This is a genomic window from Sphingomonas sp. SP6, assembly GCF_058313435.1.
The window spans coordinates 755499-768186 of record NZ_JBZFLG010000002.1 but is presented as its reverse complement, the minus strand read 5'-3'; the positions used below and the strand labels follow the sequence as shown (position 1 = coordinate 768186).

At 70.2% G+C, this 12688-nt stretch carries 15 protein-coding genes; 5 read left to right on the top strand and 10 right to left on the bottom strand.

Features of this window, described 5'->3' with window-relative positions:
• Window positions 1-48: 48 nt before the first annotated feature.
• Entirely contained in the window at window positions 49-2091 is a 2043-nt protein-coding gene (locus tag AC4GYY_RS09515; RefSeq protein WP_491120049.1) for a S9 family peptidase, read from the bottom strand.
• Window positions 2092-2190: 99 nt separating this feature from the next.
• On the opposite strand from AC4GYY_RS09515, the gene AC4GYY_RS09510 reads away from it, so the two are divergent.
• The 4 genes from AC4GYY_RS09510 to AC4GYY_RS09495 are packed head-to-tail and all read left to right on the top strand — an operon-like array spanning window position 2191 to window position 7138.
• Window positions 2191-3234 (top strand): type III polyketide synthase, encoded by a 1044-nt coding sequence (locus AC4GYY_RS09510; RefSeq protein ID WP_491120048.1) that lies wholly within the window; start codon window positions 2191-2193, stop codon window positions 3232-3234.
• Complete coding sequence (locus AC4GYY_RS09505) at window positions 3231-3920, top strand: methyltransferase domain-containing protein (RefSeq protein ID WP_491120046.1); 690 nt, start codon at window positions 3231-3233, stop codon at window positions 3918-3920. Before AC4GYY_RS09510 ends, AC4GYY_RS09505 begins: the two co-directional genes overlap by 4 nt.
• A complete protein-coding gene (locus AC4GYY_RS09500) occupies window positions 3917-4981 on the top strand; it encodes an NAD(P)/FAD-dependent oxidoreductase (RefSeq protein WP_491120044.1) in 1065 nt (354 codons plus the stop codon). Before AC4GYY_RS09505 ends, AC4GYY_RS09500 begins: the two co-directional genes overlap by 4 nt.
• A gap of 36 nt (window positions 4982-5017) precedes the next feature.
• Window positions 5018-7138, top strand: a complete 2121-nt coding sequence (locus AC4GYY_RS09495) for a transglycosylase domain-containing protein (RefSeq protein ID WP_491120042.1) — start codon at window positions 5018-5020, stop codon at window positions 7136-7138.
• On the opposite strand, the gene AC4GYY_RS09490 is transcribed toward AC4GYY_RS09495, so the two are convergent.
• From AC4GYY_RS09490 to AC4GYY_RS09480, 3 genes are read right to left on the bottom strand one after another with little or no spacing between them, the layout of a single operon-like run.
• Window positions 7111-7785 (bottom strand): M48 family metallopeptidase, encoded by a 675-nt coding sequence (locus AC4GYY_RS09490; protein ID WP_491120040.1) that lies wholly within the window; start codon window positions 7783-7785, stop codon window positions 7111-7113. The genes AC4GYY_RS09495 and AC4GYY_RS09490 overlap by 28 nt on opposite strands.
• On the bottom strand, window positions 7782-8207 hold the full coding sequence (locus AC4GYY_RS09485; protein ID WP_491120251.1) for a YcgN family cysteine cluster protein: 426 nt from the start codon (window positions 8205-8207) through the stop codon (window positions 7782-7784). Before AC4GYY_RS09485 ends, AC4GYY_RS09490 begins: the two co-directional genes overlap by 4 nt.
• Window positions 8204-8785 carry an SCO family protein gene (locus tag AC4GYY_RS09480; RefSeq protein ID WP_491120038.1) on the bottom strand — a complete coding sequence of 194 codons (582 nt, stop codon included), beginning with the start codon at window positions 8783-8785 and terminating at the stop codon, window positions 8204-8206. The genes AC4GYY_RS09485 and AC4GYY_RS09480 overlap by 4 nt, the downstream gene beginning before the upstream one ends.
• 58 nt (window positions 8786-8843) lie before the next feature.
• On the opposite strand from AC4GYY_RS09480, the gene AC4GYY_RS09475 reads away from it, so the two are divergent.
• A complete protein-coding gene (locus tag AC4GYY_RS09475; RefSeq protein ID WP_491120036.1) occupies window positions 8844-9443 on the top strand; it encodes an ankyrin repeat domain-containing protein in 600 nt (199 codons plus the stop codon).
• Here the strand turns inward: AC4GYY_RS09475 and AC4GYY_RS09470 are convergent.
• From AC4GYY_RS09470 to hpf, 6 genes are all read right to left on the bottom strand, one after another.
• Complete coding sequence (locus tag AC4GYY_RS09470) at window positions 9440-9949, bottom strand: MmcB family DNA repair protein (RefSeq protein WP_491120034.1); 510 nt, start codon at window positions 9947-9949, stop codon at window positions 9440-9442. The two genes, AC4GYY_RS09475 and AC4GYY_RS09470, sit on opposite strands and share 4 nt — an antisense overlap.
• Window positions 9950-9998: 49 nt before the next feature.
• Complete coding sequence (locus AC4GYY_RS09465; protein ID WP_491120033.1) at window positions 9999-10637, bottom strand: cell wall hydrolase; 639 nt, start codon at window positions 10635-10637, stop codon at window positions 9999-10001.
• Window positions 10638-10803: 166 nt separating this feature from the next.
• Window positions 10804-11124 carry a DUF1491 family protein gene (locus tag AC4GYY_RS09460; protein ID WP_491120032.1) on the bottom strand — a complete coding sequence of 107 codons (321 nt, stop codon included), beginning with the start codon at window positions 11122-11124 and terminating at the stop codon, window positions 10804-10806.
• Complete coding sequence (locus AC4GYY_RS09455) at window positions 11121-11576, bottom strand: PaaI family thioesterase (RefSeq protein WP_491120031.1); 456 nt, start codon at window positions 11574-11576, stop codon at window positions 11121-11123. The genes AC4GYY_RS09460 and AC4GYY_RS09455 overlap by 4 nt, the downstream gene beginning before the upstream one ends.
• A gap of 12 nt (window positions 11577-11588) precedes the next feature.
• Entirely contained in the window at window positions 11589-12059 is a 471-nt protein-coding gene (locus AC4GYY_RS09450; RefSeq protein WP_491120030.1) for a PTS sugar transporter subunit IIA, read from the bottom strand.
• A gap of 10 nt (window positions 12060-12069) precedes the next feature.
• Window positions 12070-12660, bottom strand: a complete 591-nt coding sequence (gene hpf, locus AC4GYY_RS09445) for a ribosome hibernation-promoting factor, HPF/YfiA family (RefSeq protein ID WP_491120029.1) — start codon at window positions 12658-12660, stop codon at window positions 12070-12072.
• Between the last annotated feature and the right edge of the window lie 28 nt (window positions 12661-12688).

The following is a 12688-nucleotide window of genomic DNA, read 5'->3' as shown; positions in this document are numbered from 1 at the left end:
GGGAGCCCGGAGTGAGGCTCTGGGTTCCCGACTGCCCGAAAACACCTGCTACTTGGTCGTCCACCGGTCCATCCACCCGATCACCTCGCGGTACCATTGCCGCGAGTTCTTCGGCTTGAGCACCCAATGGTTCTCGTCCGGGTTCACCAGCAGTCGTGAGGGAATGTCGCGCCGCTGAAGCGCGGTGAAGGCGGCCAGCCCCTGCGTGTAGGGAATGCGGAAGTCCTTCTCGCCGGTGATGACCAGCATCGGCGTTCTCCAGTTCTGGACGAAGTTGACCGGGTTCCACTTCTCGAACGCGGCCGGGTCCTCGAAATACGCCTTTCCCCCGTGCTGCCATTCGTCGAACCACAATTCCTCGGTCTCGTACGCCATCGCGCGCGCATCGAAGACGCCGTCGTGCTGGACGATGCACTTGAACCGATCGGGCCACTGCCCCTCGATCCAGTTCATCATGTACCCGCCGTAAGACGCGCCGAGCGCACAGGCCCGGTCGCCGTCGAGCCAGGCGAACTTGGTCGTCGCTGCCTCGAGTCCCGCCTTCAGATCGTCGAGCGGCCACCCGCCCCAATTGCCCCGGATCGCGTCGGTGAAGGCCTGCCCGTACCCGGTCGACCCGTGGAAATCGACCGCGACGAGCCCGTAGCCCGCGCCCGCGAACACCGCCGGGTTCCAGCGGTACGACCACGAGTCGTTCGACGACCCCTCCGGCCCGCCGTGCACCATATACGCGATCGGGACCTTTCCGGTGCTCCCCGCCGGCCTCACCGCATAGCCGTGGACCGGATCGTTGTTGGCACCGGTGAAGCTGAATCGTGTCACCAGGGGCATGTCGATGCCCGCCAGTTTGGTCGCGTTGACCGTTGTCAGCCGCCGCGGCGCGCCCTTGCCCGCCACCAGCCAGAAGTCGTCCGGCGCAACTAAGCTGTCCAGCGCTGTCACGAGCCCCTGCGGCGTGACCGAGACCGCCGCGACATGACCCGCCTTGGTCAGCCGCGTGACCGTCCCCGTCCTCGCATCGACCGCGAACAGCGGGGTGTCCTGCACGTCGTCCGCGGTGACGTAGAGGGTCCGCGAATCGACGCTCCACGCGACCGACGCCGCCGATCGGTCCCACCCGTCCGTCAGCGCCCGTACCCGGCCGGTCGCGAGATCGCGGAGCATGACGACAAGCCGGTCCGCTTCGTGTCCCGGTCGCTTCATCGCCAGCCAGGCAAGCGTGCGGCCGTCGGGGGAGACCGCGGGCTGGGTGTCGGTCGCCTCGTTCGCATCGGTCAGGTTGACCGGCGCCGAGGACCCGTCCGCCGCGACCTGGAAGATGTCGAGGTTGGTCGACAGCGGCTCGATCCGCCCCGCCTCGCGCAGCGCGAAAACGAGCGTGCGCCCGTCCGGGCTCCACGCCACCTCCTCGCCGCCGCCCATCGGCTTGGACGGCGCGTCGCCGATCAGCGTTGCTGCGACCGCCACTCCGTCGCCCGGCGCGCCGTCCGGCCCGAGCGGCAGGACGAACAATTGCTGCCGCGTGCCGTCCCCCCACGTGTCCCAGTGACGCACGAACAATTGGTCGTAGGTCCGCCCGCCGCCGGCGTTCGGGTCCTTCTTCTCCATGGCCGGCGCGAGGCTGGGCGCGCCCGGCTTGCGATCGGCCCAGACGACGATCTTGTCTCCGGTCGGCGCGACCTTGAAGCCGCTCAATCCACCCTGGAAGCCGGTCAGCTTGTGCGGGTTGCTGCCGTCGGTCCCGATCGCCCAGACCGCCTGGTCGCCGCCCTTGTCCGACGTGAAATAGACCGTCCGCCCGACGATCTGCGGATCGTTCTCGTTGACGTCGGCCTCCGCCGCCAGGGGCTCGGGCTTCGCTCCGCGCTTCGACAGATCGAGTCGCCACAGATCGTACCGCCCCTTGTCGGCGGCGAGATCGGTCTCGCGCTGCGCCCACACCAGCCAGCGTCCATCCGCGGATGTGGTCGGCGCGCCGACGCGGCTGAGCATCGTCACGTCGTCGATGGTGAGCGGGCGGGCCAGGGCCGGAGACAGGGCCGGAGACGCGGCGGCAATCGCGACCGACGTCGCGGCGAGAAACGATTTCATCGCTCGCGATTAAACCGATCGTCGCCAACCGCAACACACCCATGCGTCCGTTCGATCATGCCGTTCGTACTGATCTGCTGAATGTCCTAGAGTTCGCCCGTGTCCTTCCTCAACGCCATCGGCACCGCGGTGCCGTCCCAAGATGTCCACCATGCGTTCGAGACCTGGGCGCATGCGCGTCTGCCCGACCGCGAGGCGCGGCTGTTCGACCGCATGGCCAAGCGTTCGGGGATCGAGCACCGTTGGTCGGTGCTGCCGGATGCACCGCACCCGATCGCGCCGGGCGGGTTCTACGCGGATGCGATGCCAGGCACGGCGGCGCGGATGCGCATCTACGCCGAGGCGGCGCCCGCGCTGGCGCTCCGGGCGATCGGCGATCTCGCGGCGCAGCGCCCGCTGGGCGGGATCACCCATCTCGTCGTCGCGAGCTGCACCGGCTTCGTCGCGCCGGGGATCGACCAGATCATCGCCGCGGACCTGGGCCTGGCGAACGTCGAGCGCACGCTGATCGGCTTCATGGGCTGCTACGCCGCCGTCGCGGCGCTGCGCACCGCACGCCATATCGTGCGGTCGGAGCCGGCGGCGCGGGTGCTCGTCGTCACCGTCGAACTCTGCACGCTCCACCTCCAGGCGGCGGCGGAGATCGAGCCGCTGCTCGCGATGCTCCAGTTCGGCGACGGCGCGGCGGCGGCACTGGTCACCGGCGACGCCGAGGGCTTCGCGCTCGGCGCGCCGTTCGCGACCACCCTCCCCGCCTCGAGCGCGCTGATCCGCTGGGACATCACCGATACCGGCTTCGCGATGCACCTGTCCGGCGAGGTTCCGGGCCGGATCGCCGCCGCGCTGAGCGACCCCGACGTCGCGCGCGCCGCGACCGGCGGGCGCACCCCCGAGGAGATCGACGCCTGGGCGGTCCACGCCGGCGGCCGCTCGATCCTCGACGCGGTCGAGGGGGTGTTCGGGCTTTCCGGCGAAGCTCTCGCCGACTCGCGGGCGGTGCTCGCGGCGAACGGCAACATGTCCTCTGCGACCTTAATGTTCGTGCTGGCGCGGATGCTCGCCGGCGCGCCCGTTCGCGACGGCGTCGCGCTCGCCTTCGGCCCCGGGCTCGCTGCCGAGGGCTTTGCGTTCCGAAGCGCGTGATGCTCGCGCGCCGCGCCGAGGCCGAGGAGCTGATGGACGCGGACGACCTGCCCGTGCAGACCTATGCAGCGGTGGTCGGCGATCTCGCCAAGGTCAACGCCGTGACCCTCGCGGCCCGCCCCACGCTCGCCTTTCTCGCCCGTATCGCGACCGTTGCGAAGCCGCTGCGGATCCTCGATGTCGGCTTCGGCGACGGCGACATGCTCCGTCGCGTCGCGGGCTGGGCGGCGAAGCGTGGCCAGCCGGTCGAGCTGGTGGGGGTCGATCTCAATCCGCGCAGCGAGGCGGCGGCGCGCGCGCATACCCCGCCCGATCTGCCGATCCGCTGGGTGACCGGCGACTATGCCGCTCTCGCCGGAGACGGCTGGGACGCGGTGATCTCGAGCCTGGTCGCGCATCACATGACCCACGACCAGCTGGTGGCCTTCGTGCACTTCATGGAGCGCGAATCCGGCCGCGGGTGGCTGATCAACGATCTTCACCGCCATGCGTTCGCCCACGCCGGTTTTCCGCTGCTCGCCCGCGTGTTCGGCTGGCACCCGATCGTCCGCCACGACGGCCGGCTGTCGATCGCCCGGAGCTACCGGCCGGCGGAATGGCCGCCGCTCCTCGCCGAGGCGGGGGTGACCGAGGCCCGCGTTTTCCGCGTCTTTCCGTTCCGGCTCTGCGTCGAGCGGCTGCGATGACGCCGAAGGCGGTGATCATCGGTGGCGGGCCGGCGGGCGCGGCGGCGGCGATCACGCTGGCGCGCGGCGGAGCCGAGCCGCTGCTCCTCGAACGGAGTCGCGAGACCGGCGATGCGTTGTGCGGCGGATTCCTGAGCTGGCGGACGCTCGACACGCTCGCATCGCTCGGCATCGCGCCGGAGGCGCTGTCTCGTGCACGGATCACTCGCGTGCGGCTGTTCGCGGGTCCGCGCGTGGCCGAGTCCCTCCTGCCCCGCCCGGCCGTGGCGGTCTCGCGACGGCGCCTCGACACCTTGCTGCTCGCCGCCGCCGCGCGCGCCGGCGCGCGGATCGAACGCGGCGCGCACGTGCGACGGCTGGATGAGGTCGAGGCGGAGGCGGTGCTGCTCGCGACCGGCAAGCACGACCTGCGCGGGCTGCCCCGCCCGGTGGATCCGCACGACCCGACCCTGGGCCTGCGCGTCCGGCTGGCGCCCTCCCCCACCCTGACGCGGCTCGTCGCCGATACGGTCGAACTTCACCTCTTCGATCGCGGTTACGCAGGCGTCGCGCTCCAGGAGGACGGGAGCGCCAACGTCTGCCTTGCCGTGCGGCGGTCGCGGCTGCGCGAGTCCGGGTCGCCGCTGGCCTTGCTTGACTCGCTTGCGGCCGGCCCGCTCGGCGAGCGGCTCGCCGATCTCGACGGCGCGGCGGCGATCGATGCGGTCGCCAACGTGCCCTACGGCTGGCGCCTCGCGGACGGCGTGCCCGGCCTCTTCCGCCTGGGCGACCAGGCTGGCGTGATCCCGTCGCTCGCCGGCGAGGGCATGGGGATCGCCTTCGCCAGCGGGGTGTCGGCCGCGACCGCGATCCTGCGCGGGGTGGACGCGGGAACGTGGCAGCGCGGCTTCGCGCGGCGGATCGCTCGACCGATCGGGCGTGCGGACACGATCTGGGGGGCGATGGAGCGACCGACGCTGGCCCTGTCGCTGGTGTCGGTCGCCGGGCTGGCCCCCCGGTTGGTCGCATGGGCGGCAGCGGCGACCCGCATTTCGGGCGGGCGAACGCCGATCACTTGTTAACCACCCGGCAAGCCGGTATCCGCCACGCGCACGGCCATGGCTCGCGCCCCCTCCCCCAAACCGCGCTGGCGTCGCCGGCTGATGCTTGCGATCAAGCTGCTGGTCGCGGCCGGTTTGCTGGCGCTCGTCGCACTCGCGACCGCAGTCTATATCGCGAAGGCGCAGCTGCCGAGCTTCGACGATTTGAAGCGCTCGCCCAACGGGCAGATGATCCGCGTCCATGCGGCTGACGGCACCGTGATCGTCACCCTTGGCCCCAGTTACGGCGAATGGCTGCCGTACGACCGGATCCCGACGGTGATGCGCGACGCGACCGTCGCGGTCGAGGATCGCCGCTTCTTCAGCCATCCCGGCGTCGATCCGATCGGGCTCGCCCGCGCGGTCGAGGTGCGCGTCCAGCGCGGGCGCTGGGTGCAGGGCGGCTCGACGATCACGCAGCAGCTCGCGCGCAACGTCTTCCTGTCGAGCCAGAAGAAGTTCGGCCGCAAGTTCCGCGAGTGGATCCTGGCGCTGGCGATGGAGCGCAAGTTCTCGAAGGACGAGATCCTCGAACTCTATCTCAACAAGGTCTATTACGGCGGCGGCAGCTACGGGATCGACGCCGCCAGCCGGAAGTTCTTCGGCCACGGCGCGGACCGGCTGTCGCTGACCGAGGCGGCGATCATCGCCGGGCTGGTCAAGGCGCCGTCGAACTATTCGCCGACCGCCGACGCCTCGGCCGCGGTCGGGCGCGCGGGCGTCGTCCTCGAGACGATGGTCGACACCGGCAAGATCACGCCGGCAGAGGCGGCAGACGCGAACCCGAAGGACGCCAAGCTCGCCCCCGAGCCGCGGCAGAACTCGGTCCGCTACTTCACCGACTGGGCGCTGCCGCAGCTCGACCTGCTGATCGACGAGACGGAGAAGCCGCTCGAGGTCTGGACCACGCTCGACCTCGGCATGCAGCGCGCCGCCGACGCCGCGATTCAGGCGAACACGCCCAAGGGCGCGCAAGGTGCGCTGGTCGCGCTCGATCGCGACGGGTCCGTCCGCGCGATGGTCGGGGGCAAGGATTACGTCACCACCAACTACAACCGCGCCGTCACCGCGGTCCGCCAGCCGGGTTCGGCGTTCAAGCTGTTCGTCTATCTCGCCGCGCTCGAGGCGGGAAAGACACCGGAGAACACCGAGGTCGACGAGCCGGTGACGATCGACGGCTGGAGCCCGCGCAACGATTCGCGGCACAATTCGGGACAGGTGACGCTCCGCACCGCCTTCGCCTATTCGCTCAACACCGTCGCGGCGAAGCTGGGGCAGGAGGTGGGCTTCTCCACCGTCGCCGACATGGCACGGCGGTTCGGGATCTCGACCCCCATCAACACTCACCCGTCGATGGTGCTCGGCACGTCGGAGGTGAAAGTCATCGACATGACCCGCGCATTCGCCAGCGTGGGCAACAAGGGCGTGGCGGTCACCCCGTTCGGGATCACCAAGGTCGTGAGCGAAGGCCAGGTGATCTACAACCACGAGGTCGACCGCAATCACGTGCTGGTCGCGCCCGATGTCGCCGCGCGGATGACCGACCTGCTCCAGACCACGGTCAACACCGGCACCGGCCGCGCGGCGCAGATCGGGCGGCCGGTCGCGGGCAAGACCGGCACGACCTCCGCCTCGAAGGACGGCTGGTTCCTGGGCTTCTCGAGTGGGCTGACGACCGGCGTGTGGATGGGCCGCGACGACGCGCGGCCGATCGCCGGCCTGCACGGCGGCACCGCGCCGGCCCGCGCCTTCGCCCAGTTCATGAAGGTCGCGGTCGCCAAGCGTCCGGTGGAGCAGTTCGATACCCAGGTGACCCTCCCCGACCAGCAGATCGAGCCCGACGAGGAGAGCTACTTCGGTCAACCCGACGACCGCGGCGGCACCGGCCCGTTCGTGGACGAGGACGGCAATCCCGTCGCCGGCAGCGAGACGCGACCGCAGCCGGACGATCGCGGGATCGGGATCGAACGCCCGGCGACGGGCTACGATCAGCAGCCCGCGCCCGAGGACGCGCCGCGGGGTCAGCGGGACGAGCGGCTCGACCAGGACTGGATCGACCGGGTGACGGGACAGGACGCCCCTCCGCCGCCGCGCCGATCGCGCGACGATGCTCAGCCGGAGCCGCGGCCGAACCAGTGAAGCGCCGCGCCATGCTCCTTCAGCCAGCGGCGCTGGGGGGCGGGATCGGCGCCGTAGAGATCGGCGACCAGCGCGTGGAAGGCGGGTGCGTGATTCATGTGGACGCGGTGGGCGACCTCATGCGCCGCGGTGGCGCGCCGGACCGCCGAGGGCGCGAGCACGAGCCGCCAGCTGTAGCGGATCGCCCCGCTCGACGAGCAACTGCCCCAGCGTCCGCGCGCGTCGCCGATCGTGACCTGCGGGACCGAGACGCCTGCACGTTCGGCGTAGCAGCGGGTGTCCGCCGACAGCAGCCGCAGCGCCTCGCGGCGAAGCCAGGTCTCGACCCTGCGGGCGATCGCCTCGCGCGGGCCGGAGACGAGCAGACGCCCGCCGTCGCGACTGGCGGTACGGCACGCGCCCTGTGTCCAGACGACCGTCAGCTCGTCGTCCGCGAACGGGATGACCGCTCCGTCGACGAAAGGGCGTCCTTCCGGCAGACGGTTCCGCTGCGCGTCGAGCCATTGCGCTTGCGTCGCGGCCCAGGCGAGCGCCTTCTCGGCCGAGGCGCGCTTGGGGATGGTCAGCCGGGCGCGGCCGCTGGTCCGATCGAACGACAATTTCGCGCGCCGGGCACGAGGATGGCGGACCAGCTCGATCCCGGTCACAAGTCGCGGTCGACGAGATGGTGTTCGAGGTCGCCGACGTCGTCCTCGCTGACGGTCCAACCCCGCACCGACTGGCCCGCACGGTGGACGGCCTCGCGGTCGCCCGAGACCAGATAATGCCAGTCCGGCAGCGCCTCGCCCGCCGCCCGCAGGCGGTAGGCGCAGGTCGAGGGCAGCCAGTCGATCGCGCGCACGTTGCCGTTGGTCAGCCGCACGCATTCCGAGACATAGGCGCGGCGGTTGCGGTAGTTCGAGCAGAAGCCCGAGCGGCGGTCGAGCAGACGGCACGCGACGTTGGTCGCCAGCAGCTCGCCGGTGTCCTCGTCCTCCAGCTTGTGGACGCAGCACTTGCCGCAGCCGTCGCACAGGGCCTCCCACTGCGCGCGGTCGAGCCGTTCCAGCGGCAACTCCCAGAACTTCACTTCACCCACCGCTCCAACGTCTCCTCCACCGCCTGCGGTGACTGATCGGCAGGCACCAGCGCGATCGGCTTGCCTGCGGGATCGAACAGATAGGTCTGGCGGCTGTGATTGACGAGGTAGCCGCCGCCCGCGCTCGCCTCGCCCTTCGCATAATAGACCGCATAGGCCTTCGCCGCCGCCGCGATCTGGGCAGGCGTTCCGGTCAGGCCGACCATGCGGGGGTGGAAGGCGGCGACGAACTGCGCGAGCACCGCCGGGGTGTCGCGCGTCGGATCGACGCTGACGAAGAGCGGGACGACCTTGCCGGCGCGGGCCGGGTCCTTCGTCTCGAACGCCTTCAGCCCTGCACCGACATTGCCCAGGTCGGTCGGGCAGACATCGGGGCAGAACGTGTAGCCGAAGTACATGACCCGCCACTTGCCCAGGTAATCGCGCTCGGTGCGCGGCCGGCCGTGCTGATCGACGAGGTGGAACGGCCCACCGATCCTCGCCCCGGCGAGCGGTGGCGCAGCCGAAGGCGACGTCGATGGCGAGCAGGCGACGACGGCGAGCGCCGCGAACAGGAACCGCATCTTCATGGCGCGGCGAGCCTTGGTCTGATAGGGTCGCCGTGACAAGAACCCCGGATCGCCACCCATGACCCCACGCCTGCTCGCGGCCGCCCTCCTGCTCTCGGTCGCCCTGGTCACCCCCGCCGCCGCCCAGTTCCAGTCCAAGGGCTACAAGTTCCTCCAGGCGGTGAAGGACGGCAAGGGTCAGGACGTCGTCGACATGCTCGACACGCCCGGCTCGACCATCATCAACACCCGTGATCCGACCAGCGGCGAGGGCGCACTGCACATCGTCGTCAAGCGCGGCGACGACCTCTACATGCGCTACCTGCTCTCGCGCGGCGCCGACCCCAATCTGCGCGACGCCAAGGGCAACACGCCGCTGCTGCTCGCCGTGCAATTCGGCAAGACGGCGCTGATCGACTCGCTGGTTTCGTTCAAGGCGAATCCCAATCTCGCGAATTCGAGCGGCGAGACCCCGCTGATCCGCGCGGTCCAGCGTCGCGACGTGGCGATGGTCCGCGCGCTGCTCGCCGCCAAGGCGAATCCCGATCAGGCGGATACGGTCGCCGGGATGTCCGCGCGCGACTATGCCCATGCCGACGATCGCTCGCCGATCGTGGCCAAGTTGATCGACGATGTCCCGAAAGGGGCGGCCCGCGGCGTGGCGGGGCCGAAGTTCTAGCGGAAACCCGGCACACCTTCGGGATCGGCGAGCGCGGTCAGCCGGCGCGCCGCCCGCCGCGCGAAGCCGAGCGTGCAACGCTTGCGGACGTGCGCGGGAAGGGGGGTCGGCGCGGCCTCACGGACGATCTCGGCATCGTAGCGATCGGCGACGATCACCCCGGTCCGCTCGGGAAGAAACCCCTCGTCATCGAGCGGCGCCGCGTCGAACCCAGCCGGCACCGCCCAGTAGAAGCGGTCGCAGCACGCAAGATAGTCGCGCCATTTGGCGTCGCCCAGCAGATCGGCGCGCGACACCTTGATCTCGACGATGACGATGCAGCCTTTCGCATCTAGCGCCATCAGGTCCACGCGACGACCGCCATCGAGGGGAACTTCGGCGATGGCGGTCAGATCGTGCCGCATCAACAGCCGCGTGACCCCACGCGCGACATCCGCCGCGCAGAGGGGCGGCGCCCCGGTAAGGGATGAGGAATCATCGGCGCAGGGGCGAGGCGCGGCGAGCATCCCCACTCCCTAGAACATCCGGGGAACGTAGGAAAGCGTCGCCGGCGGATCAACGATAGAAGATGTGGTTGCCGATCGAAGCGACGCGGGTCTTGCCGGCGAAGGGCGCGCGGCGCGCGTTGAAGTAGAGCGCGTCCGGAGCCGGGCTATCCCATGCCGCGGCGAGCGCCACCTTGGCGACCGCGACCGCGGTGCGATAGGCCGGCTTGCCCTGATCGACCGCCGGGAGTTGGCCACCACGGACGAACGAGAACTGGCCGCGCTGCGTGACGACGCCGCAGACCGACGAGCCGAACCGCTTCTGCTTGGCACGGTTGAGGACGACCTGTGCGACGGCGAGCTGACCGGCGAGCGGCTCCCCCTTCGATTCGAAATAGACCGAGGTGGCAAGGCAGCGGAGTTGTTCATCGCCGGCCGCGCCGGCGTCCTGCGCGGCGACGGCGGCAGCCAAGGTCGGATAGGCGACCTCATCACCCGGCTGAAGATCGGCCTGGGTGGTCTCGACCGCGGCGGGCTCGGGCTGGACGGGAACCGGATTCTGATCCGGAGTGTTCATTGGGTCGACGGCGCTGGCGGACAGCGCGACGTGCGCAAGCTCGGCGGCCTGAACTGCCGTGGTCGGGGCAGTGAGCCCGAGGACCGAGACGGCAAAGCTCATCACGAGCGCGGCACGGAACGAAAGAGACATCAACAGACTTCACGTGCGGTTGGCGCGCGGACGCGGTCGGACCTCGTAAACGAGGACGGAACCGGCCGGAAAACCCCCCGACTGCGTCACCGGATAGCGGATCGCACCCACTCCGGCCCAACGCGACAAAACGATGACAAAGGCGTGTCGGAACGGCTTTCGCCCGTCAATCGACGCCGAGCGTTTCGGCGACGAGTCGTTTCGCCTGTGGGATGTCTAGCTCGATCACCCAGAGATCCGGGTCGCGCACGCGGCGTCTGCGCCAATAATCCTCGACCGAGTCGCCGAGGGTCTGTTCGATCAGCGCCGGTTCACCGTCGTGGCCGATACCGCGCTCGAGGATCGTCGTCCGGTCGCGGTCGGTGGCGATCACCAGGATCGCGCCGCCGCTCTCGTCGCCGCGTGCGCGCACCACGCCCAGCCCGCCCGCATTGTTCGCCTGCTGGAGCATCGCGGAGACGATCAGACCACTCGGCAGTCGGCTCACACGCCGTAGCCCGGCAAGGTGGCGAGTGCGATCCGGCTGCGCATGAAGGTGCCGCTGCCGCGCGCGACCTCCTCGCCGTCGGGGGCGATCAACCGCGCATCGGCGACGAACACGCGGCGTTCGCCGCTGATCCACCGGCCCTCCGCCACGACCGGACCGGCCCCGAGCGGCCGGGTGAAATTGAGATTGAATTGGGTCGTCAGCAGGAAGCGATCGGTCACCAGGCTGTTGCAGGCGTAAAAGGCGGCGTCGTCGAGCATTTTGAAGTAGCTCGTCCCGTGCGCCGCGCCGCCCGCGTGGAAGTGCCGACGGTCGAGCGTGAACCGGATCCGCGCCAACCCGGCTTCGGGGATCTCGAGCGCCGACTCGAAGAGCCGGTTGATCGGCGCCGCGGCGTAGAGACGCTCCAGCGCGCGGAAATGCGCCTCGGCTCCGGTTTCGCGCTGCGTCACGCGCGTACCGCGTCACGCCGCATCGCGGGCCTCGTCCGCCGACAGCAGCGCCCAGAATGCGTCGCGCGAACCCGCGCCGCGGATCTTCGCGACGAACGCGCGGTCGCGCAGCCGGCGCGAGACGCGGGCGAGCGCTTTCAGATGTTCGGCCCCGGCGCCCGCGGGCGAAAAGAGCAGGAAGGCGAGGTCGACCGGCACGTCGTCGACCGCGCGGAACTCGATCGGGGTCGCCAGCCGCGCGACGGCGAGCGCGATCCGCGGCAAGCCGGACAGCTTGGCGTGCGGGATCGCGACACCCCCGCCGAATCCGGTGGAGCCGAGCTTCTCGCGCGCCGCCAGCGCCTCCGCGAGCGGCCTCGCCTCGACGCCGAGGATCGGTGCCGCCGCCGCTGCGACGTGCGTGAACAGCGCGCGCGCATTGGCGGCGACGACTCCCGTCATCACCAGCTCGGGGACGAGCAGGTCGCTGAGATCGACGGACATCGCGGCCGCGTCAGCCCGCCGAGCTCTGCGGCTCGACCCAGCCGATCGTCCCGTCCCCGCGGCGGTAGACCATGTTGTACGCGCCCGTTCCCGTGTTGCGGAACAGCAGCGCGGCGGTGTTGCGGAGATCGAGCATCATGACCGCGTCCGAGACCGTCGCCTCGGGCACGTCGACGCGGGTCTCGGCGACGATCAGCGGTGCATCGCCGGCATCGTCGACGTCGGTCGATTCGGCGAACAAGGTGTAATTGGCATTGTCATAGCCGTCCGCCTCCTGCGCGGCGACCGTCTCCGCGGCGCTGCGATCCTTCAGGCGGCGCATGTAGCGGCGCAGCTGCGTCTCGATCTTGTCGGCGGCGCCGTTGAAGGCGAGGTGCGCATCCTGCGGCGAATCGTGGCGACCCTTGAGGACCAGCCCGCGCATCACGTGCGCGACGATGTCGCACTTGAAGCCGTTGTCGTGCGGGCCCTTGCCGAAGGTTACCTCGGCCGAAATGGCGCGCGCGAAGTACTTCTCCGCAATCCCCTGGAGCCGGTCGTCGACATGCGCCTTGAGCGCCTCACCAGTTTCAACCTGATGGCCCGAGATGCGGATGTCCATGTCTGTCACTCCTTCTTGGGGCGATCTG